Here is a 21,370-nt window from a genome sequence, read left to right as displayed (position 1 = left end):
GGCGTGCCGTAAAGAGGAGTGCCCCCGACCGGAAGCCGGTCGGGGGCACTGCCGCACGTGCGTTCAGCGGGATCACCACGGCGCGCTCGCGGGGCGCTCACGCCGCGCGCGTGACCTCCGTGGCCGAAACCTGCTCGTCCGCGTCGTCCAGGACGTCCTTCGGCGGGGCGGGGCGGCGGCGCAGCAGGCGCGGCAGCTCCAGGAAGCCCTCCGCCTGCATCATGGCGAAGCCGATGCGGGGCAGGTCGCGGCTGTTCGGGAAGACGATGAAGCGGGGCTCCCAGCGCGGCCGGAACTTCTCGTTGAACTTGTAGAGCGACTCGATCTGGAACCAGCGCGAGAGGAAGACCAGCACCGAGCGCTGGATGCGCACGACCGGGCCGGCGCCCAGCTTGCCGCCGCGCTCCAGGGCGGAGCGGAAGAACGCGAAGTTCAGCGACAGGCGCTTGACCTTGAGCTCGGGCGCGGCCTGGAGGAAGGCGACGATCAGGAGCTCGTTCATGCCCGGGTCCGCGCTGCGGTCGCGGCGCATGAGCTCCAGCGAGCTGCCGTCCGGGCCCCACGGCACGTAGTGCTGCATGGCGCGGAGGTCGCCGAACGGGCAGTCCTCGCCCTCCTCCGGGTCCTTGTGGGCCGTCGCGATGATGGCGTCCAGGTCCTTCGGGTCGCCGATGCGGCCCAGGGCCATCGAGAAGCCGCGCTCGTCCTCGGTGTCGCGCCAGGCGTTGGCCGCCTTCTGGACGGCCTCCAGCTCCTCCGGGGAGAGGTCGCCGACGCGGCGCACCTTGGTGCTGTAGCCGTTGCGCTCGATGCGCTTGACCATCTGGCGGACGTTGCGCATGGACCGGCCGGTCAGGGAGAAGTCGGCCACCTCCACGATGGCCTCGTCACCCATCTCCAGGGCGTCGAGCCCGGTCTCGCGGGTCCACACCTCGCCGCCGGTCTCGCTGCACCCGGCGACGGCGGGCGTCCAGGAGTGGCGCTTGGCCAGCGACATGAACTGCTCGATCGCGCCCGGCCAGGCCTCGACGTCACCGATCGGGTCACCGCTCGCGAGCATGACGCCGGAGACGACGCGGTAGGAGACGGCCGCCTTGCCGGAGGGCGAGAAGACGGCGCTCTTGTCGCGGCGCAGCGCGAAGTGGCCCAGCGAGTCGCGGGCGCCGTGCTTGGCGAGCAGCTCGCGCAGCTTGTCCTCGTCCTCCTCGGTGAGGACGGCCGCCGGGTACGCCGGCATGAAGGCCAGGTAGGCGGTGGTGGCGACGGTCAGCAGGCCGAGGGCGCCCAGGGAGTAGCCGACGGTGTAGTCGACGTGATCGGTGTAGCGGATCGAGCCCTCGAAGCCGAAGAGGCCCCAGATCACGTGCTCGATCTGCTCGATCACCGGCGGGTCGCCGATCATCTGGTCCGGGTGCGAGCCGACGATCACCCAGCCGAGGCCGAAGCTGAACGCGCCCATCAGCACGAAGTTGGCCGCGACCTTCCAGCGGCTGCGCGGGTCCGGGAGCGCGTAGAAGGAGCTCTTGTGCCACACGAGGTAGATGAAGAGCAGCAGCGACAGGATCGCGCCGATGTAGGAGTGGCGGTAGACGAGCTGCGCGGCCGCGCCGATGGGCAGCAGCACCACGGCGGCGAGCCAGGCGCGCTGCTTGGCCCGCTTGAGGGCGTGGGCCAGCAGCAGCAGGAGGACGCCGACGATGATCGAGCCGGCGGCGGCGAGCTGCGTCACCGAGCCGGGCAGCACCTCGGCGAGGCTGTGGACCTTGCTCCAGCGGAACCGCGGAACCACCCCGGCAAGGACGTCCACCAGGCCGATGAGAGCGGCGACCGTTCCCACGACGGCAGGCACGTTCTCGGGCTTGGGCCCTCTGACGATACGCGCAAGCCTCGACAGTCGCTTGGTTCCCTCGGGAACCCCATCGGACTTTTTGCCATCTACCCTGACAGACATCTCTTCCCGTCGTCCTGTCGAGTGGACCTGCGCCATGCGGCGGCAGCGCCCGGACAATGTGCGCCCTGTAGGACGACGGTTTCGGGGTTGAGGTTCCGCGGGGGGCCGAGCCCGGAAAGACGTAACCATTCCGCGACTCGGCGCCGGGTCGCCTCGGCAGAAAGCACCTCATGGGTCTCACCAGCATGGCAGTTCTGCTGCTTGCCATCGCGGCTGCGATAGTGCTCTTCGCGTTGACCATCTGGCTCTGGCCACGCCTGGGCAAACGGAGCGTGGGCTCCATACTCGGCAGGGTGGGCATGATGCTGGCCACGCAGCTCACCCTGTTCGCAGCGATCGGTCTCTGGGCCAACCAGTCCTTCGGCTTCTACGGCTCCTGGGCCGACCTCTTCGGTCAGGTCAAGGAGGAGGGCGTGGTCGTCGACCACGCCGCCAGCGGCAAGCGGCTGCAGGTCGTGAACACCCAGGCCGTCAAGGTGCCCCGCGGCAACGTCCCGCGCGTCGGCGGAAAGATCGAGAAGATCCAGGTCGCGGGCGTCGAATCCAAGATCAACGGCCCGGCGTACGTCTACCTGCCGCCGGAGTACTTCCAGCCGGAGTACGCGAACCGCAAGTTTCCCGCCTCCGTCGTCCTGACCGGCTATCCGGGCACCGCCGAGGCGCTCATCAAAGGGCTCGACTACCCCGTCCGCGCGCACAAGCTGAGCAAGGACAAGAAGATGCAGCCCACCGTCCTGGTGATGATGCGTCCGTCCATCGTCGGCCAGCGCGACACCGAGTGCATGGACATACCGAACGGCCCGCAGGCCGAGACCTTCTTCACCAAGGACCTGCGCAACGCCGTCGCCCAGCACTACCGCGTCGGCGACAAGGCCGCGAACTGGGGCATGATCGGCGACTCCACCGGCGGCTACTGCGCGCTGAAGATCGCCATGCGCCACCCGGACGCGTACAGCGCCGCGGCCGCGCTCTCCGGCTACTACAAGGCCCCGCAGGACCCGACGACGGGCTCGCTCTTCGGCGGCAGCAAGAAGCTGGAGAACGAGAACGACCTGCTGTGGCGGCTGAAGAACAAGGGCATGCCGCCCGTCTCGCTGCTGGTGACCACCAGCAAGCAGGGCGAGCACAACTACAAGGACACCCTGAAGTTCATCGACAGCATCAAGGCTCCGGCCCGGGTCTCGTCGATCATCCTGGACACGGGCGGTCACAACTTCAACACGTGGCGTCGTGAGCTGAACCCGACGCTGAAGTGGATGGGCAGCCGGCTGAGCGCGTAGTGGCTTGCCGCCGGCTCGCCGGGTGACCCGACTGCGGGTCGCCTTCGGCTGAGCGCGCAGTTCCCCGCGCCCCTTATGGGGCGCGGGCCCCTTGCGGGCCCGCCTCAGGGCGGGCCCTTTTCGTCGGCCCGGAAGGTCAGCGCGCCATGATGAGGCTCATCGCCTCCGCGCGCGTCGCGGGATCCCGCAGCTGGCCCCGGACCGCCGAGGTCAGCGTCTTCGCGCCGGGCTTGCGGATGCCCCGCATCGACATGCACATGTGCTCGCACTCGATGACCACGACCACGCCCCGCGGCTCCAGGATCTCCATCAGCGAGTCCGCGATCTGCGTGGTGAGCCGCTCCTGGACCTGCGGCCGGCGGGCGTAGACGTCCACGAGGCGGGCCAGCTTCGACAGGCCGGTGATCTTCCCGCTGGTCGACGGGATGTACCCGACGTGCGCCACGCCGTGGAACGGCACCAGGTGGTGCTCGCACGTGCTGTAGACCTCGATGTCGCGCACGAGCACCATCTCGTCGTGACCGAGGTCGAACGTCGTGGTCAGCACGTCCTCCGGCTCCTGCCAGAGGCCCGCGAATATCTCCTTGTACGCGCGCGCCACCCGCGCCGGCGTCTCCCGCAGGCCCTCCCGGTCCGGGTCCTCGCCCACGGCGAGCAACAGCTCCCGCACCGCGTTCTCGGCGCGCTTCTCGTCGAATGCGCCGACGCTCCGCTCGGCGTCCAGCGTCACCGGGTCGGTCATGGAGTGCCTCGTTCTCTCGTACGTACGTGCCAACCGGCACCGCCCGGATAAACGGGATGCCGCGTTCCCCAGGCTAAAACCTGGGGAACGCGGCATCCATTCCGGGCCCTGCGGTGCGGGGCCCGTGAGCCTTGCGGGCTATCCGTCCGAACCGGCCGGAATCAGCTCTCCGGCCGGGTGTCGTCCGGGAGGCCGGCCTGCTCGACGGCCTGGCCACCATTGCTCGGGGCGAGCTCCTTGGGGGAGAGCACCGGCGGGCGGGTGGAGGGCGTACGGCGCGAGGAGCCGGTCCACGCCGGGCGGGCCGGGCGCTTCACGATGTGCTTGAAGACCTCGGCGATCTCCTCCTTGTTCAGCGTCTCCTTCTCCAGGAGGGCCAGAACCAGGTTGTCGAGGACGTCGCGGTTCTCGACGAGGATCTCCCACGCCTCGTTGTGCGCGGTCTCGATGAGCTTCTTGACCTCTTCGTCGACCAGGGCGGCGACCTCTTCCGAGTAGTCGCGCTGGTGCGACATCTCGCGGCCCAGGAACGGCTCGGAATTGTCGGAGCCGAACTTGATCGCGCCGAGGCGCTCGGTCATGCCGTACTGCGTGACCATCGCGCGGGCCGTGGCCGTGGCCTTCTCGATGTCGTTGGCGGCACCGGTGGTCGGGTCGTGGAAGACGAGCTCCTCCGCGGCGCGGCCGCCCAGCATGTACGCCAGCTGGTCGAGCATTTCATTGCGCGTGGTGGAGTACTTGTCCTCGTCCGGCAGGACCATGGTGTAGCCGAGGGCGCGGCCGCGGGACAGGATCGTGATCTTGTGCACCGGGTCGGAGTTCGGGGAAGCCGCCGCGACCAGGGCGTGTCCGCCCTCGTGGTACGCGGTGATCTTCTTCTCCTTGTCGCTCATGATCCGGGTCCGCTTCTGCGGGCCGGCCACGACGCGGTCGATCGCCTCGTCCAGCATGTGGTTGTCGATCAGCTTCCGGTCGCTGCGGGCCGTCAGCAGGGCGGCCTCGTTCAGCACGTTGGAGAGATCGGCACCGGTGAAGCCGGGGGTGCGGCGGGCGACGGCCGACAGGTCGACGTCCGGGGCGACCGGCTTGCCCTTCTGGTGGACCTTGAGGATCTCCAGACGGCCCTGCATGTCCGGGCGGTCGACGGCGATCTGCCGGTCGAAGCGGCCGGGGCGCAGCAGCGCCGGGTCGAGGATGTCGGGCCGGTTCGTGGCGGCGATCAGGATGACGCCGCCCTTCACGTCGAAGCCGTCCATCTCGACGAGGAGCTGGTTCAGGGTCTGCTCGCGCTCGTCGTGACCGCCGCCGAGGCCGGCGCCGCGGTGGCGGCCGACCGCGTCGATCTCGTCGACGAAGACGATGGCCGGGGCGTTGGCCTTGGCCTGCTCGAAGAGGTCACGGACGCGCGAGGCGCCGACACCCACGAACATCTCGACGAAGTCGGAGCCCGAGATCGAGTAGAAGGGCACGCCCGCCTCGCCGGCGACGGCGCGCGCGAGCAGGGTCTTGCCCGTACCGGGCGGGCCGTAGAGCAGCACGCCCTTGGGGATCTTGGCGCCGACGGCCTGGAACTTCGCCGGCTCCTGGAGGAACTCCTTGATCTCGTGGAGCTCCTCGACGGCCTCGTCCGCGCCTGCGACGTCGGAGAAGGTCGTCTTGGGGGTGTCCTTGGTGATGAGCTTGGCCTTGGACTTCCCGAAGTTCATGACCCGGGAGCCGCCGCCCTGCATCTGGTTCATCAGGAACAGGAAGACCACGACGATGAGGACGAACGGCAGCAACGACAGCAGAACGCCGATGAACGGGTTCTGCTTGGACGTCGAGACGTTGTACCCCTCCGGGATCATGTTCTTCTCGGCGTTGGCCTGCAGGGACTTGGCGATGTCAACGCCCTGCTCGCCGATGTAGTTCGCCTGGATCTTGCTGGAGCCCTTGACCTTCTGGCCGTCCTTGAGCTCGACCTTGATCTTGTTCTCGTCACCGGTCGTCAGCTCGGCCGATTTCACCAGGTCCTTGTTGATCGCGTTAACGACCTGGCTGGTGTCCACCGACTTGTAGCCGCCGCCGGAGCCGACGACCTGCATCAACACGACCACGGCGAGGACGGCCAGCACGATCCACATGACCGGCCCACGGAAGTAGCGCTTCACGTCCATCCATACGGGGCGCAAGCGCCCCGTCCCTCCTGCCACAGTGAGGCACGGCCAGCCCCTGGTCGGGGTGCCTGTGCGTACGGTGTCCTGCTCGACCTTGAAAGCTTGACTTGAAAGTCTGAAAAAGACTGACCTTCGGACGGTACCCCAGCATTGTCTCCCGACGCCGCTGCAGACGGTCAACCAACCCGCCTTACCCTGCTCCAACGGCGGGAACCGTCATTCGGTTCCCGCGCGGCGGACGGGGTGGCCCGCTCCGAGGGCCCGCCGGCTCAGCCGCCGTAGACGTGCGGCGCGAGCGTGCCCACGAAGGGCAGGTTGCGGTACTTCTCGGCGAAGTCGAGACCATAGCCGACGACGAACTCGTTGGGGATGTCGAAGCCGACCCACTTGACGTCGATCGCGACCTTGGCCGCCTCCGGCTTGCGCAGGAGGGTGACGACGTTGAGCGAGGCGGGCTCGCGCGAGCCGAGGTTCGACAGCAGCCACGAAAGAGTCAGGCCGGAGTCGATGATGTCCTCGACGATCAGGACGTCCTTGCCCTTGATGTCGGTGTCGAGGTCCTTGAGGATGCGGACCACGCCGGAGGACTGGGTGCCCGCGCCGTACGAGGACACGGCCATCCAGTCCATCGTGACGGGGTTGGAGAGGGCGCGCGCCAGGTCGGCCATCACCATCACGGCGCCCTTGAGGACACCGACGATCAGCAGGTCCTTGCCCGCGTACTCCGCGTCGATCTTCGCCGCCAGCTCAGCCAGCTTCGCGTCGATCTCTTCCTTGGTGATGAGCACCGACTTGAGGTCGGTGCCCATGTCCTTGTCGTCCACCCGCGCCACTCTCGCTTGTCTACGGATCGTCCGGCATTTCCGCGGCGAGCTGAGGCCCGTTCGAGACGTTCGTGCCCGTTCGAATCAGCCCTGCCGGAGGACCAGTCTGCCACCCTGCCTGCGGACCGCGACCCGCCCGGGCAGATTGATGGCTCCTTGGCCGCGCCATCCGGTGATCAGCCGGTCGACTTCCTCGATGTGCCGGGCGAAGAGCGAACCGGCCGGTGAGCCCGCCGAGATGGCCGCCCGGCGCAGCACGCGGCGGCGCACCGCGGGCGGCAGGGCGTAGAGCTTGGCGGTCTCCAGGGCGCCGCTGTCGTCCCGGACGGAGGGCTCCACGGCGGCGGCCCAGTCGTCCAGCGCGTCGGCGTCGTCGCGGGAGAGCTGGGCCGTGCGGGCGAGTGCCTCGATCACGCCCTTGCCGAGGGCCTTCTCCAGGACGGGGAGGGCTTCGTGGCGGACCCGGGAGCGGGTGTAGGCCGGGTCGGCGTTGTGCGGGTCGTCCCAGACGGGGAGGGACTGGACCATGCAGGCCTTGCGGGCGGTCTGCCGGTCGAGGCCGAGGAAGGGCCTGCGGTAGCGGCCGCCGATGCCGGAGGTCACGGCCATGCCGGCGAGGGAGCGGGTGCCCGAGCCGCGGGCGAGCCCGAGGAGGACCGTCTCGGCCTGGTCGTCCCGGGTGTGGCCGAGGAGGACGGCCGCGGCGCCGTGCCGCTCGGCGGCGGCGTCGAGGGCGGCGTAGCGCGCGTCGCGGGCGGCGGCTTCGGGCCCGCCGTCCCGGCCGACGGTGACGGTCAGCGCCTCGACGGGGTCGAGGTCGAAGGCGGCGAGGCGGCTCGCCACCTCTGCGGCGCGCAGATCGGAGCCGTGCTGGAGGCCGTGGTCGACGGTGACTCCGCCGGCCCGGATGCCGAGCCGGGGCGCCTCGAAGGCCAGCGCGGAGGCGAGCGCCATCGAGTCCGCACCGCCGGAGCAGGCTACGAGGACGAGCGGCTTCTCACCTGCGGGGGCGGGGGGGACGGATTCGGGTGTGGTGGGGGTGAGGACGTCGTGAAGTACGCGGCGGACCGCCAGGCGTATCGCGGCGACCGCGGGATGTGGACCCATGTCCGTGTGTCCAATCGTTCCATATGGAGATCGTTCGGAGCTGCGCGAGCTTCGAAGCCTCAGTCACGCTGTGTGCGTCGATGGTGACAGAAGCGAGCCATTACCCGAGCATCGCACGCCCACCCCTGGCTCACGGTCCCTCGGACGGGTGATTACGGAGGCGTTCTACCCGGAGGTGGAGCTTCCGGTTCACGGCTCTGTACGGCGGTGCACCCTCGCGACCCAGTCCGCCGGTTTGGCGATCTCCGCCTTGGTGGGCAAGGTGTTCGGGGACGTCCACACCCTGTTGAAACCGTCCATGCCGACCTCTCCGACCACGGCCCGCACGAAGCGCTCACCATCACGGTACTGGCGCAGCTTCGCATCCAGCCCCAGCAGCTTCCGCAGCGCCGCGTCCAGCCGGCCCGCGCCCTTCGCCCGCCGCTGCTGGAACTTCTCCCGGATCTCCGCCACCGACGGCACGACCTCCGGGCCCACGCCGTCCATCACATAGTCCGCATGGCCCTCCAGCAGCGACATCACCGCCGTCAGCCGGCCCAGAATCTCCCGCTGCGCGGGCGTCTGCACCAGATCCACGATGCTGCGCCCGCCCTCGTCCGCGCCGTCCTCCTCCGGAGGACGGCCGCCCGCCAGCGACTGGGCCGCCTCCCGGATGCGCTCCAGCAGGGTGGCGGGGTCCACGTCCGTCTCCGCCAGGAACGCCTGGATCTCGCCTTCGACGTGGTCGCGCAGCCAGGGCACGGCCGTGAACTGCGTCCGGTGCGTCTCCTCGTGCAGGCACACCCACAGGCGGAAGTCGTGCGGATCCACCTCGAGCTCGCGCTCGACGTGGACGATGTTCGGCGCGACCAGCAGCAGGCGGCCGCCGCCCGCCGCCGAGCCCGGCAGGTCCCTGCTCGACGGGGCGAACGTCTCGTACTGGCCGAGGACGCGGGAGGCCAGGAACGACAGCAGCATCCCCAGCTCCACGCCGGTCACCTTGCCGCCCACCGCGCCGAACACCGCCCCGCCGGGGACGTTCGCGCGGCGGTCCTGCATCTTCTCCAGCAGCGGGCCGAGGATCGCGCGGAAGCCGGCCACGTTCGCCTTGATCCACCCCGCCCTGTCCACGACGAGGACCGGGGTGTCGCTCCCGGCGCCGTCGCCCTTGCCGGGCCACATCCGGGTGAACTCCCTGACGTGCTCCTCGGACGTCGCCGCGTGCCGCCGCAGCTCCGCGACGACCGCCCGCGCCTCCTCCCGGCTGATCTCCGGTCCGGGCCGCACGAACCGGGTCGCGGTCGCGACCGCGAGCTTCCAGTCGACCATCTCCGCACCACCGATGCTCGTCATGGCTTCACCGTACGTGGACGGCCCTGATCGGGGTAGCGAAGTGGTGGGGCTGTGGATAACGGGGCGGGCGGCACCGGCGGTGCGGCGGAAAGCCCGTACGGCACCGCCGGAGGCCGGGCCGCGCTAGCGGCACCCGCAGCCCGCCAGCGCCGTCGCCATGCGGTCCAGCGCCTCCTGGGCGCTCGGGCCCGACGAGGCGTCCATCGTCATGAAGGCGAAGGACAGCAACCGTCCGTCCGCGTCCACGACCGTGCCGGAGAGCGTGTTCACGCCCGTGAGCGTGCCGGTCTTGGCGCGGACGAGGCCGCGGCCCGCCGCGTCCGCTCCGTACCGCCCGCTGAGCGTCCCGCTGAAGCCCGCGACGGGCAGTCCCGTCAGGACGGGCCGCAACTCCGGCCGGGCCGGATCCGCCGCCCGGGCGAGGAGCCCGGCCAGGAACGCCGCCGAGACGTGGTCCGCGCGGTCGAGCCCGCTGCCGTCGGCGATCCGGGCCCCGGACAGCGGCAGGCCGAGCTTCTCCAGGCGCGCGGTCACCGCCCCGGCCGCGCCCTCGAAGTCCGCGGGCCGCCCGGACGCCAGCGCGGTCTGCCGGGCCAGCGCCTCGGCGATGTCGTTGTCGCTGTTGGTGAGCGTGCGTTCGACGAGCGCGGACAGCGGCGGCGAGGAGACGGAGGCGAGACGTTCCGCCTTGCCCCCCGCGGCCGGCGTCCCCGCGGCCGGGTCGCCGTCGACGTCCACGCCCGCGTCGCGCAGCATCCCGGCGAACTTCCGCGCCGCGTCCCCGGCCGGGTCCGTCGTGCGGTCGGCGGGGCCGTGGTCGGAGTCGTCGAGCCGGCCCTCGTCCACCATCAGGGCGCTGACCGGCGCGATGTTCTCGTTGGGCCCGATGGGGTGGAGGGCGGGCCCGGAGTAGCGGGAGGCGTCGTAGGCGACCTTCACGCGGCCCTTGCCGCGCGCCTTGAGGCCGCGGGCGGTGGCGTCGGCCAGCTCCTTCAGGCTCGCGGCGGCCGGAGCGCCCTCCTTCGCGGGGCGGGCGGTCAGCGTCGGGTCTCCCCCGCCGACGAGCACGACGGTGTCGCCGTCGGCGACGGCGGTGGTCTCGATCCGGTGATCCGGGCCCAGCGCGGCGAGCGCCGCCGCGGCCGTGGCCGTCTTGATCGTGGAGGCGGGGGTGTACGGCGTGTCCTGGCCGGCCCCGTACAGCTGCTGCCCGGTGGCGACGTCGACGACGGCCGCCGACGTCTGCGCGCCCAGCGCGCCGTCCTTCAGCAGGCCCTCCAGCGCGCCCGCGAGGCCCTCCCGGGCCGGCAGCGGCGCCGTGGCCCGCCCGCCGAGGCCGGCGAGCACGGGCGGGGCCGCCGGGCGTACGGGGCCGCCGCCGCGCTCGTCCTGGTCCGCCGCCGTGCCCGCGGCGGCCCGGGCGCGCTCGGCCCTGCGCTGGCCGCCCTCCCAGGGGCCGGCCGCGCCCACGGCGCCCGCCGCCACGACGCATCCGGCGAGCGCGGACACCGCGACGAAGCGCACCGTCCGGGCCCGCGGCGTGCCGCCCCGCAACGGCGGCAGGGAAGGCCGGAGCTGCGGCCGAAGCCGCCACGACCTGGTCTCCGACACCACGGACCAGCCCCTTTCGCCAGCACACACCCACGTGAGAGACACTTAATCACCAGACGTATGTGTTGATCATGGAGGAGCCACCCGTGGAGTTCGACGTCACCATCGAGATCCCGAAGGGTTCGCGGAACAAGTACGAGGTGGACCACGAGACCGGTCGCATCCGCCTGGACCGCCGACTCTTCACCTCGACCAGCTACCCGGCGGACTACGGCTTCGTCGAGAACACCCTCGGTGAGGACGGCGACCCGCTGGACGCCCTCGTCATCCTGGACGAGCCCACCTTCCCGGGCTGCCTCATCAAGTGCCGCGCCATCGGCATGTTCCGCATGACCGACGAGGCCGGCGGCGACGACAAGCTGCTGTGCGTCCCGGCGAACGACCCGCGCATGGAGCACCTGCGCGACATCCACCACGTGTCGGAGTTCGACCGCCTGGAGATCCAGCACTTCTTCGAGGTCTACAAGGACCTGGAGCCGGGCAAGTCGGTCGAGGGTGCGGACTGGGTCGGCCGCGCGGAGGCCGAGGCGGAGATCGAGGCCTCCTACAAGCGCCTCGAGGCGGCGGGCGGCGCCCACCACTGAGCCTGCGGCTCGCTTTGCACCGGGGCCGGGGTGCCGTACGCGACGTACGGCACCCCGGCCCCGCTTGCTCCCCGGCGCACGGGCCGAGCCGGGCTCGGCACCGCCGAGAACGTCCGCTGTGGCGGATCACCGCCGCGGCGGAGGGCAAGGGCCGGGCCAAGCACCTCTCCTCCCGCCGCAGCGGCGCGCAACCACCGCGGTGGAATCCGGCGGTGCCGTACGAGCCCAGGTGGGCTCGGCACCGCCGAGGGCGTCCGCTGTGTCGGATCGCCGCCGCGGCGGCAAAGGCCTCCGGGGTGCCCGGGACCGCGGAGCGTGGCTTCCGGGGTGCCCCGGGTTCCAGGCCGCGCCCCGCGTAAGGCTTGCGCTAGAAGCCTCGCGTCCGCTTCGCGGCGCGGCGGCCCGCCGCCTCTCCCGGGACCTTGAGGAACATCCGGGCCATCTCGGAGCCGAGGTTCACGCCGATGGCGATCGCCAGGGCCAGCGCAGCGGCCTTCGTGAGGCTGGCGATGCCGGTGTTCAGCTCGTTCTTCGCGAAGTTCAGCAGCGCGAAGTAGACCGCGCTACCGGGCAGCAGCGGCCCGATCGCCGCCGTCACGTACGGCAGCGCGGACGCGTACCGGTAGCGCGAGAGCAGCTGCCCGAAGAGGCCGACGAGCCCGGCGGCGATGGCCGTGGCGGGCACGGGGTCCAGCCCGGCGGTGTCGGCGAGCGCGCCGTAGACCACCCAGGCGACCCCGCCGTTGAGGGTGGCCACCCAGACAGAGTGACGTTCCTGCTGGAGCAGCACCGCGAAGGCGAAGGACAGCAGCATCGCGGCGATGATCTGGATCACCGGCCGCTCCACGCGCTCCAGCGCCGCCTCCGGATTGAGCGTGGCCCCGCCGATGTGCACGCCCCCGTAGAGGACGATCAGCACGCCGCAGACGATGCCGGCGACCAGATAGCCGACTTCCAGCAGCCGGGCCGCGGCGGTGATGTAGTAGCCCGTCAGGCCGTCCTGGACGCCCGCCACGAGCGCCCGCCCGGGGATCAGGGCGAACAGCCCACCGGTGATCACCGCGGACGCCTGGACGTCCACGTAGCCGTGGAGCGCGCTGAGCGTCACGCCCACCGCCGCGGGCGGCAGCCCGGCCGCCACGAACTGGTAGAACTCCGGCAGCCCGCGCCCCGACGCGAGCCACGCCAGCCGGTCGCCCAGCATCGCCCCGAGCGCGGCCGCGACGAACACCACGACGCCGCCGCCCACGAGCATGCTCGCCGCGCCGGCGAGCAGCCCGGAGGCGGCGGTCAGGCCCCAGCCCGGGTACGGGTGGCGGTTGCGGCGTATCTCGGCGAGGCGGCGGTACGCCTCCTCCAGCGTCAGCCCCTGCGACGTGATGTCGTGGACGAGCCGGAAGACGGCGTCGAGCCGCGTGTAGTCGGTGCCGCGCCGCCGCACCGTGCGGTTGGCGGTGACGGGGTCGTCGACGAGGGACGGCTGGTAGCTGACGGTCAGCAGCGTGAACGTGACCGTCGGCTCGCAGCGGTCGAGCCCGTACGCGTGCGCGACGCCGAACATCGCCGCTTCCACGTCCTCGGCCCCCTCGCCGCCCGCGAGGAGCAGCTCGCCGATGCGCAGGGTCAGGTCGAGGACGCGGGGGACGGGCGGGCCCGGCTCGTCCTGCTTCGCGGCCCGCTCGGGCGCGGGCCGCTCCCCCACCGGCATGCGCAGCATCGTGCGCATGCGGTCCTGCCAGGGCGTGTCCTTGGTCAGGCTGACCTTGGGCATGCCGTACGGCGGCGTGTAGCCGGGCAGCAGGGTGCTCTGCGTGGTGCTGGAGTCCGGGGCGACGGCGCCCGCGGGGAGGGTGAAGGCCGAGCCCTCGGGTTCGCCGGGCGGCTCGGGGGCGATGCCCTCGGGGACCGCGAACTCGGAGGTCGGGTGCTCGTCCTCGGGCGGGGGCGGGAGGGGGACGCCGAGCGGTGGGGTGAAGGCGCTGCGCGCCTCGTCGGACTGGGGTTTGCGATCCTCCGGAGCCTCACCGGCCGCCCCTCCGCCGCCCCGCTGCCGCTCAGCCACCTCGCGCTCCTCATACGCCCTGCCCGCCGGTCATCGGGGCGTTCCGCAGAGGCCGCGGCCGGTCCCTCACCGCCGGCTGCCGGCGGCACCGGACCGGCCGTCTCGCCGGAACGTCCCGCAGAGCCGTAGCTCTAGGGTCACCATGCCTGATCAGAGGGGCGTGTGCCCAGTGGGGCCGGCACTATGCGGAATGCGGGCTGCGGCGGCGCGGGGCAGGGGGCGCGGGACGGGGCGGAAGTACGGGGCGGAAGCGGGGTGGGAGTGCGGCCTCAGCGCCGCGCGTGGCGGCCGCGCTGGGCCGGCGGGCGGGGGCCGCCCGCGGGGCCCTGACCGCCGCCCGGGTGCGGACCCTGGCCGGGGCCCGCGTAGGGGCTCTGGCCCGGGTACGGGCTCTGGTCCGGGTACGGGCTCTGGTCCGGGTACGGGTTCTGGTTCTGGTCGGGGTACGGGCTCTGGTCCGGGTACTGCTCCTGACCCGCGCCGGGGTACGGGCTCCGGCCCGGGGCGGCGTACGGGCTCTGACCCTGGCCCGCGTATCCGCCGTCGTACGGCGCCTGCGGTGCGTACGGGAACTGCGGCGCCTGCGGCGTCCGCGGCGCCTCCGCCGCCCGTGCCGCCTCCTTCTTGTTCTTCGCGCGCGCCCGCAGGAACTCGATGATGATCGGCACGACCGAGATCAGCACGATCGCGACCAGCATCAGCTCGATGTTCTTGTTGACGAACTCGATCTTGCCGAGCGCCGCGCCCAGCAGTGTCACGCCGACGCCCCAGAGGATGCCGCCGATGATGTTGAAGATGAGGAACGAGCGGTAGTTCATGCGGCTCACGCCGGCGATGATCGGCGTGAACGTACGGATCACGGGCACGAAGCGGGCCAGCACCAGCGACTTCGGCCCGTACTTCTCGAAGAACTCGTGCGCCTTCTCCACGTTCTCCTGCTTGAAGAGCTTGGAGTCGGGGCGCCGGAACAGCGAGGGGCCGACCTTGCGGCCGAAGAGGTAGCCCGCCTGGTCGCCGAGGATCGCCGCGACCGCCACCAGCGTGCACACGAGCCACAGCGGCTTGCTGATCTGGCCCGTGGTGACCAGCAGGCCCGTGGTGAAGAGCAGCGAGTCGCCGGGGAGGAAGAAGCCGATCAGAAGGCCGGACTCCGCGAAGACGATGGCCAGGACGCCGATCAGACCGAATTGCTCGATCAGATAGTTCGCATCCAGCCACTGGGGGCCGAGCGCGAGAGTGGTCATGGGGGTCACGGGTGACAGGCTCCTGGGTCGAGGGCGCAGGCTCGTGCGAGGCCCGGGCACAGGCGGGGTGGGCCGGTGTGCGGCCCCAAGTTACCAACGCGACGGGGTACCGCCGCGTTCCAGTGTGATTACCAGTGTGCGGGAGGAGCGCCCGGTCCGCCGTACGCCCGGTCGGCGCAACCCCGCGGCCCCCGCATGCGTCCTGGTCAGGCACCCGCAAAACTGCACACACTGCACACACGGAGGTGGATGCGATGGGCATCGAGGAGTACGGCGGCGGGCAGTCCCAGTCCGACGTCCTGGTCGTGACGACGAACGACGTGCCGGGCTACAAGGTCGACCGTGTCATCGGCGAGGTCTTCGGCCTCACCGTGCGCTCCCGCCACATCGGCAGCCAGATCGGGGCGGGGCTGAAGTCCCTGGTCGGCGGCGAGCTCAAGGGCCTGACGAAGACGCTGGTGGAGACCCGTAACCAGGCCATGGAGCGACTGATCGAGCAGGCGCGGGCGCGCGGCGCGAACGCGGTGCTGATGTTCCGCTTCGACGTGACGGAGGCGGCGGACGTGGGCACGGAGGTGTGCGCGTACGGCACCGCGGTGGTGATCTCGCCGCGTCCGTGAGAGCGGCGGACGGACGGCAGGGCGGCCCCGGCTGATGCCGGGGCCGCCCTGTTGTTGCCGCTGTCCACTGTTAGCGCATCACAGCCGTTTACGCGTTCCGCGCCGCATTGGCGAGAATCGCACCCCGCAGGAAGGTCGCCATGCCGGGCCGGATGGCCTCATAGGTGGCGGTGAACCGCTCGTCCGTGACGTACATCTCGGCGAGGCAGGTGTGAACGTCGTACGTGCAGTCGTAGTAGTGGCGCACGATCTGCTGCCGGTGCTCCTCGGCGAGGTCCATGGCCTCCGGGGAGTCCTCGGCCGCGCCGGAGGCCATGAGGGCGGCGATGCGCTCGTTGAGCCCGTTCGCCTCGGCCTGGATCCGCAGCCAGTCCTCCTTCGTGTACGAGGCGGTCCGGCGCTGCGATTCGCGGTAGGCCTCCGTGTCGCCCCACCGCCGCTCGACCTCCTCCTTGTGGTCGTCGGGGTCGAAGTCCCCGAACACCTCGAACTTCTCCTCCGGCGTGAGCTGGATTCCCATCTTCTTCGCCTCCATGGCTTGCTCGACGGCGGTGGCCATGCGCTGGAGCTGCTCGATCCGCTCGGTGAGCAGGCCGTGCTGGCGGCGCAGGTGCTCGGCCGGGTCGACGCCCGGGTCGTCCAGCAGCACCGCCACCTCGTCCAGCGGAAAGCCGAGCTCCCGGTAGAACAGGATCTGCTGCAACCGGTCGAGGTCGGCGTCGTCGTAGCGCCGGTGGCCCGCGTGGCTGCGGTCCCCGGGCGACAGCAGCCCGATCTCGTCGTAGTGGTGCAGCGTCCGCACGGTCACCCCGGCGAAGGCGGCGACCTGCCCCACGGAATAGCTCATGTCCGCTTCCTTCTTTCGCTTACGGCCACCACGGTGCGTCCTCCCGCTACGTGAGGTGCAAGTCCGTATCGTCACGATCATGGCCCTGCACCGAGGCGAGGACGTACGCGGCGGCCGCTCCGCACGCCGCCGCGGCGTGGCAGTGAACCCGTTCCTGTACGGCGAGGCCGATCCGGTCGGCGGGATGGCGGCCGAGCCGCCGCGCCACCGGCTGCCGGACGGGCCGATGGCCCCGCACGCCGCGTACCAGGTCGTCCACGACGAACTGATGCTCGACGGCAACTCCCGGCTCAACCTGGCGACCTTCGTCACCACGTGGATGGAGCCTCAGGCGGCCGTCCTCATGTCCGAGTGCCGCGACAAGAACATGATCGACAAGGACGAGTACCCGCGCACGGCCGAGCTGGAGCGGCGCTGCGTGGCCATCCTCGCCGACCTGTGGCACGCCCCGGACCCGGCCGCGGCCGTCGGCTGCTCCACCACCGGGTCGAGCGAGGCGTGCATGCTGGCCGGCCTGGCCTTCAAGCGGCACTGGGCCGCCCGCAACGCCCACCGCTACCCGGGCGGCGGCGCCCGGCCGAACCTGGTCATGGGCGCCAACGTCCAGGTCTGCTGGGACAAGTTCTGCAACTTCTGGGAGGCCGAGGCCCGCCAGGTGCCGCTGGCCGGCGACCGCTTCCACATCGACCCCGGCGCCGCGGCCGCCCTCTGCGACGAGAACACGATCGGGGTCGTCGCCGTCATGGGGTCGACGTTCGACGGCTCCTACGAACCGGTGGCGGACCTCTGCGCGGCCCTCGACGAGCTGGAGCAGCGCACGGGCCTGAACGTGCCGGTCCACGTGGACGGCGCGTCCGGCGGCATGATCGCCCCCTTCCTGGACCCGGAGCTGGTCTGGGACTTCCGGCTGCCGCGCGTCGCCTCCATCAACACCTCCGGCCACAAGTACGGGCTCGTCTACCCGGGCGTCGGCTGGGCCCTGTGGCGCGACCGGTCCGCCCTCCCCGAGGACCTGGTCTTCCGCGTCAACTACCTCGGCGGCGACATGCCGACCTTCGCCCTCAACTTCTCCCGCCCCGGCGCGCAGGTGGCCGCCCAGTACTACACGTTCCTGCGGCTGGGCCGCGAGGGCTACCGCGCGGTGCAGCAGAACGCGCGCGACGTGGCCTGCCGGCTGTCCGGGCTGATCGAGGAGACGGGCGACTTCCGCCTCCTCACCCGCGGCGACGAACTCCCCGTCTTCGCCTTCACGGTCGCGGACGGCATCGACGCGTACGACGTCTTCGACGTCTCCCGCCGCCTCCGCGAGCGCGGCTGGCTCGTCCCCGCGTACACCTTCCCGCCCGACCGCGAGGACCTCTCGGTCCTCCGCGTCGTCTGCCGCAACGGCTTCTCCCACGACCTGGCCGACCTCTTCATGAACGACCTCCACGCCCTCTTGCCGGAACTCCGCCGCCAGCCCCACCCACTAGGCCGCCCGGAAACGGTGGCGACGGCGTTCCACCACTGAGGCGGGCTCACTTCCCCCAGGTGCTCCGGGCATTGACCTCGCGGACCTTGGCGCGGAGGTCGTCGTTGTCGGCGGGGTGGTCATGCGACTTCGCGGAACAGGTGCAGGCGCGGAGCTTGCTGCTGGACTGGATGTCGATCCCATGAGCGGTGGCCCAGACGTAGATCCCGCAGTGGGGTCGGAAGGGTTCGGGGGTGGGCGCGGGGGCGGGGGCGGGCGTCTCCGGCGGGGACTCAGGCGCGGTCTGCGTCCCCTTCGCGTCCCCGTGGCGGTTGAAAAGTGCCCTCACGCGCCCGGCCCACCCGGCGATAAAGTCATGCATGTCGACGCTCCCATAAGCGTTGGTCACGCCCCGGGGCCGTTTGCGCGGCCGCCGGGGTTTTACATACCCCTGAACGTAGGACGCGGCATGAAGCAGAGTGGAGCAGTACGACGCTATCCACCCTTACGTGTTGTGTGACGCTGCGCTAGGTTGACGCCCATGGCAGAGGAGCAGGGCGTCCCACCCGTCGACCCGACGCGGGTTGCCTACGTCTACATGCAGGTCGCAGACCACGTCGCCGCCCAGATCGAGGCCGGAACCCTGCGCCCGGGCGCCCGACTGGCGGGCGAGAGGGACCTGGCCGAGCAGTACGGCGTAGCCATCGGAACGATCCGTCGAGCCATCCAGGAACTCCGGGACCGCGGCCTCCTGGTCACCCTGCCCGCCAAGGGAACCTTCGTGCCGGAGCAGCTATCGACGGACGATGCGGACCTGCGCGACACCTGACCGTGATGGAATTCGACCCCACTCGTCCCAAGTGGACGCAGATCGCCGACGTCATCCGTAAACGCATCAGCACTGGCGAGTACCCGGTGAACTACCTACTCTCCGAGACCAAGCTGGAGCAGGAGTTCGGCGTTGCGCGGGTGACCGTCCGCAAGGTCACCCGCGCACTGCGCGAAGAGGGCCTCATCATCACCACCCACGGCATGGGCTCCTTCGTCGCCGCCCAGCCGCCGAAGAACTAGGGCCGAACGGCGGCGCATCAGCCCTGGGCAACGCCCGTTTGCCGCAAGGTCCGGGCGGCGAACTGAGTAGTGCGCTACGGTAGATGCCGTGTGGTACGGCACCTGAGGTACCGGACTACGCAAAGACGCCCGCCGCAGGGGCTGGAGCCTGCGACGGGCGAGCCGAGAGTTGGCCGTACGGGGCGTACTGGATATACGCCCCGCCGGTCAGCCCTTACCGATCATCACCAGTGTCAGGACGATCAAGGCCGCGAGCAGTTCCACCCATGGTGTTACTGCTCGGGCCACGTCCCTGACCCGGTCCCAGTCGATCGGCGGTTTCGGCCTCCTGTGAAGCGGCATCTGCGCGCCTTTCCTTGGGTCGGAGCCTCACCGGTTGCGAGGCCCCAGAAGGGCCCTCGGACGCGGCAGAGAGAACCGGCCCCGCCCGAGACCCCTGGATGGGGCCCCGACCGCGGCGGGCTGACCCAAAGGGGTCAGCAGATGACGCAACGGAGGCGACTCTATCGCCTGAGCCGGGTAACTCGCATGAGTTCGGGCACTGTTACCGATCCCCAGTCACACTCGGGCTCGGTACGAACCGAGTTCAACCCGCGGCGTCCGGACGCCTCCCCGTCTCCGCGAGGAGGATCGCGGAGATGGCCAGCGCGGCGCCCGTCAGATTGACCGCGGTGAAGGTCTCTCGGCGAGCCAGTAGCCGGAGAAGCCGGCGAAGACCGGTTCCATCGCCATGATCAGGGCGATGCGGCTGGGCGATGAGGTCGCGAACGCCTTGGTCTTGATGAAGAAGGCGAGCGCGGAGCTCGGCAGCGCGGTGACGACCAAGGCCGTCCAGACACCACCCGTGGCGGGCGCGGCGAGGGTTCCGGTGACGAGAGACCACAGCAGCCCGCACAGGCCCACTGTCGTCAGCTGTACGACGGTGAGGAGCCCGGTGCGGGCGCCCGGGCCGATGCGGGCGAGGACGACGTTCTGCACGGTGAACGCGAGGGCGCAGCCCAGCATCAGTGCGTCGCCGCGGTTGACCGACAGGCCCTTGAGCGTGAGGAGGGCCAGTCCGGCGAGGGCCAGGACGGCGCCGGCGGTCTGGCGCGGGCGCGGCGGCGTCCGGTAGGCGAGGGCCCAGAGGAGCGGGGTGAAGACGACGGCGAGTCCGGTGATGAAGGCGGCGTTCGAGACGGTGGTGTCCTGAAGGCCGGCGGTCTGCAGCGCGTACACGGCGAAGAGCACGCCCCCGGCGACGGCGCCGCCCGCCACTTCACGAGCCGTCATCCGTGCAAGGCCGCGGTACTGGAAGAGAGCGACGAAGGCTGCCGCGCCGAGGAAGCGGTAGGCGAGGAACGCCGGTACGGGGAGAAGAGCGACGGCGTCCTGGACGACGACATAGGTCCATCCCCACAGGGCCGTGACGCCCAGCATGGCCAGCGCCCACCCGGTGGAGTGACGGGCTGCGGGGCGTTGCGGGATGCGCGCGGGGGCGGAAGCGGAGACGGTGACGCTGACGCGCCGGTCGGCGCGGAGGTTCGCGAAGGGCATTCCCGGCAACCGCACTCGGGTACCTCTCCTCGGCCAGCGAGGAAATTAGTGGGAGCGGAACGGGCCGTCAACGTCCTTCCTCGCACTTCCACTTGACCGAAAACTCCTCCGCAAACTGGCGTACGGAGGGGGCCATCTTGAGTGGATGCCCGGTTGGCGCCCGGTTGGAATACTGGACCACCGGAGATCCCGTTCGTACGGAAGACATCGAAGATCTTTCGGAGGTGGCACAGGGGTGGTTTCCCCAAAAGCATCGGAACCGACCATCGCGTCAGTGGACCTGGCCTCGGACTCCGCGGTCGCCGAGATAGGCGAAGCGTGCCGGCGCGACGGATTCTTCTTCGCGTTCCATCACGGCGTACCAACCGGCCTGGTATCGCCCGCGTTCGAGGAAACGCTGCGGTTCTATGCGCGACCGGCCCACGAGAAGAAGAGCCTGGCCGCTGACGTACGCTCGCAGTTCCTGGGCTACCGGAGCGTGGGCCAGGAGAGGAGCACCTCGCACGCGGGCGGCGAGGCTTGCGAGCAGTACAGGATCGGGCGGACGACCGGCACCCTCGCGTCGGGCCGGCCGACCGACGTCTACCACGAGCCCTTCCGGCGGACGGCGGATGGATACCCGTCCCGGTGATCTATGACGCGTTCTTCGTCTTCCTCGGCGACTATTTGCAGAGGTGGACGAACGGCACCTACCGGGCGGCACTGCACCGCGTCGGCCCGGTGCCCGTCGACAGGGTGTCCATCCAGTACAAGCACCGCCCTGCCTACAGCACGGTGGGCGCGCCCCTCGAACCGTTCGTCAGCGAAACCGACCCGCCCCGCTACGAACCGTTCGACACGGGCAGCCAGTACGCGTCCCTCCTCGAATCCCTCTTGGAGGCGCGCTGCACCGCGAGGCGAACGTGAGCACCGGAGCGGACCCGTTTGGGCGGGCCGACGCTTAGCCCGTTCGG

Annotated in this window: 20 protein-coding genes; 8 read left to right on the top strand and 12 right to left on the bottom strand. The window is 70.7% G+C overall.

Going from position 1 to position 21,370, the window contains the following annotated elements:
- Positions 1-97 precede the first annotated feature (97 nt).
- Entirely contained in the window at positions 98-1,951 is a 1,854-nt protein-coding gene (locus D7231_RS12940; RefSeq protein ID WP_120755498.1) for a phosphatidylglycerol lysyltransferase domain-containing protein, read from the bottom strand.
- Between the two features lie 170 nt (positions 1,952-2,121).
- Between D7231_RS12940 and D7231_RS12935 the strand changes: the two genes are divergently transcribed.
- The gene (locus D7231_RS12935) at positions 2,122-3,231 is read left to right on the top strand and encodes an alpha/beta hydrolase (RefSeq protein ID WP_120755497.1); all 1,110 of its coding nucleotides are present in this window, start codon (positions 2,122-2,124) and stop codon (positions 3,229-3,231) included.
- 136 nt (positions 3,232-3,367) lie between these two features.
- Here the strand turns inward: D7231_RS12935 and folE are convergent, their stop codons facing one another.
- The 6 genes from folE to dacB all read right to left on the bottom strand — a co-directional run bounded on the left by folE (position 3,368) and on the right by dacB (position 10,955).
- Complete coding sequence (gene folE / locus D7231_RS12930) at positions 3,368-3,973, bottom strand: GTP cyclohydrolase I FolE (RefSeq protein WP_120755496.1); 606 nt, start codon at positions 3,971-3,973, stop codon at positions 3,368-3,370.
- A 161-nt stretch (positions 3,974-4,134) separates the two neighbouring features.
- A complete protein-coding gene (ftsH, locus tag D7231_RS12925; protein WP_120755495.1) occupies positions 4,135-6,129 on the bottom strand; it encodes an ATP-dependent zinc metalloprotease FtsH in 1,995 nt (664 codons plus the stop codon).
- Between the two features lie 269 nt (positions 6,130-6,398).
- The gene (gene hpt / locus D7231_RS12920; protein WP_058047052.1) at positions 6,399-6,938 is read right to left on the bottom strand and encodes a hypoxanthine phosphoribosyltransferase; all 540 of its coding nucleotides are present in this window, start codon (positions 6,936-6,938) and stop codon (positions 6,399-6,401) included.
- A 99-nt stretch (positions 6,939-7,037) separates the two neighbouring features.
- Positions 7,038-8,060, bottom strand: a complete 1,023-nt coding sequence (tilS, locus tag D7231_RS12915; RefSeq protein WP_120755494.1) for a tRNA lysidine(34) synthetase TilS — start codon at positions 8,058-8,060, stop codon at positions 7,038-7,040.
- 189 nt (positions 8,061-8,249) lie between these two features.
- Positions 8,250-9,392, bottom strand: a complete 1,143-nt coding sequence (locus tag D7231_RS12910) for a zinc-dependent metalloprotease (RefSeq protein WP_120755493.1) — start codon at positions 9,390-9,392, stop codon at positions 8,250-8,252.
- A gap of 123 nt (positions 9,393-9,515) precedes the next feature.
- Positions 9,516-10,955, bottom strand: a complete 1,440-nt coding sequence (gene dacB / locus D7231_RS12905) for a D-alanyl-D-alanine carboxypeptidase/D-alanyl-D-alanine endopeptidase (RefSeq protein WP_241999695.1) — start codon at positions 10,953-10,955, stop codon at positions 9,516-9,518.
- A 134-nt stretch (positions 10,956-11,089) separates the two neighbouring features.
- Between dacB and D7231_RS12900 the strand changes: the two genes are divergently transcribed.
- Complete coding sequence (locus tag D7231_RS12900) at positions 11,090-11,587, top strand: inorganic diphosphatase (protein WP_030367366.1); 498 nt, start codon at positions 11,090-11,092, stop codon at positions 11,585-11,587.
- A 367-nt stretch (positions 11,588-11,954) separates the two neighbouring features.
- Here D7231_RS12900 and D7231_RS12895 read toward each other — a convergent pair whose 3' ends face one another.
- Positions 11,955-13,649: a threonine/serine exporter family protein gene (locus D7231_RS12895; RefSeq protein WP_120755491.1), complete on the bottom strand. Its 1,695-nt coding sequence runs from the start codon at positions 13,647-13,649 to the stop codon at positions 11,955-11,957.
- Positions 13,650-13,918: 269 nt separating this feature from the next.
- Positions 13,919-14,893, bottom strand: a complete 975-nt coding sequence (locus D7231_RS12890; protein ID WP_120755490.1) for a DedA family protein — start codon at positions 14,891-14,893, stop codon at positions 13,919-13,921.
- 254 nt (positions 14,894-15,147) lie between these two features.
- Between D7231_RS12890 and D7231_RS12885 the strand changes: the two genes are divergently transcribed.
- Complete coding sequence (locus D7231_RS12885; RefSeq protein ID WP_106674457.1) at positions 15,148-15,513, top strand: YbjQ family protein; 366 nt, start codon at positions 15,148-15,150, stop codon at positions 15,511-15,513.
- Positions 15,514-15,601: 88 nt separating this feature from the next.
- On the opposite strand, the gene D7231_RS12880 is transcribed toward D7231_RS12885, so the two are convergent.
- Positions 15,602-16,360, bottom strand: coding sequence for a MerR family transcriptional regulator (locus D7231_RS12880; RefSeq protein ID WP_120755489.1), 759 nt, complete (start codon positions 16,358-16,360; stop codon positions 15,602-15,604).
- A 79-nt stretch (positions 16,361-16,439) separates the two neighbouring features.
- Between D7231_RS12880 and gad the strand changes: the two genes are divergently transcribed.
- The gene (gad, locus tag D7231_RS12875; RefSeq protein ID WP_120755488.1) at positions 16,440-17,870 is read left to right on the top strand and encodes a glutamate decarboxylase; all 1,431 of its coding nucleotides are present in this window, start codon (positions 16,440-16,442) and stop codon (positions 17,868-17,870) included.
- A gap of 7 nt (positions 17,871-17,877) precedes the next feature.
- Here gad and D7231_RS12870 read toward each other — a convergent pair whose 3' ends face one another.
- A complete protein-coding gene (locus D7231_RS12870; protein WP_147449712.1) occupies positions 17,878-18,159 on the bottom strand; it encodes a hypothetical protein in 282 nt (93 codons plus the stop codon).
- A 192-nt stretch (positions 18,160-18,351) separates the two neighbouring features.
- On the opposite strand from D7231_RS12870, the gene D7231_RS12865 reads away from it, so the two are divergent.
- Both D7231_RS12865 and D7231_RS12860 read left to right on the top strand, forming a co-directional pair.
- Positions 18,352-18,639, top strand: coding sequence for a winged helix-turn-helix domain-containing protein (locus D7231_RS12865; RefSeq protein ID WP_120755486.1), 288 nt, complete (start codon positions 18,352-18,354; stop codon positions 18,637-18,639).
- Positions 18,640-18,644: 5 nt separating this feature from the next.
- The gene (locus D7231_RS12860) at positions 18,645-18,881 is read left to right on the top strand and encodes a GntR family transcriptional regulator (protein WP_228774588.1); all 237 of its coding nucleotides are present in this window, start codon (positions 18,645-18,647) and stop codon (positions 18,879-18,881) included.
- Between the two features lie 657 nt (positions 18,882-19,538).
- Here the strand turns inward: D7231_RS12860 and D7231_RS12855 are convergent.
- On the bottom strand, positions 19,539-20,417 hold the full coding sequence (locus D7231_RS12855; RefSeq protein WP_120755484.1) for a DMT family transporter: 879 nt from the start codon (positions 20,415-20,417) through the stop codon (positions 19,539-19,541).
- A gap of 274 nt (positions 20,418-20,691) precedes the next feature.
- Between D7231_RS12855 and D7231_RS12850 the strand changes: the two genes are divergently transcribed.
- Positions 20,692-21,048, top strand: coding sequence for a 2-oxoglutarate and iron-dependent oxygenase domain-containing protein (locus D7231_RS12850; RefSeq protein WP_158673742.1), 357 nt, complete (start codon positions 20,692-20,694; stop codon positions 21,046-21,048).
- Positions 21,045-21,323, top strand: coding sequence for a 2OG-Fe(II) oxygenase family protein (locus tag D7231_RS12845; protein WP_158673741.1), 279 nt, complete (start codon positions 21,045-21,047; stop codon positions 21,321-21,323). Before D7231_RS12850 ends, D7231_RS12845 begins: the two co-directional genes overlap by 4 nt.
- The last annotated feature ends 47 nt before the right edge of the window (positions 21,324-21,370 follow it).

The sequence above is a fragment of the Streptomyces klenkii genome, assembly GCF_003626645.1.
In the GTDB taxonomy this organism is placed as follows: Bacteria; Actinomycetota; Actinomycetes; order Streptomycetales; family Streptomycetaceae; genus Streptomyces; species Streptomyces klenkii.
Note: the sequence above shows the minus strand (reverse complement) of the source record. Positions and strands in the feature narration are given on the sequence as shown.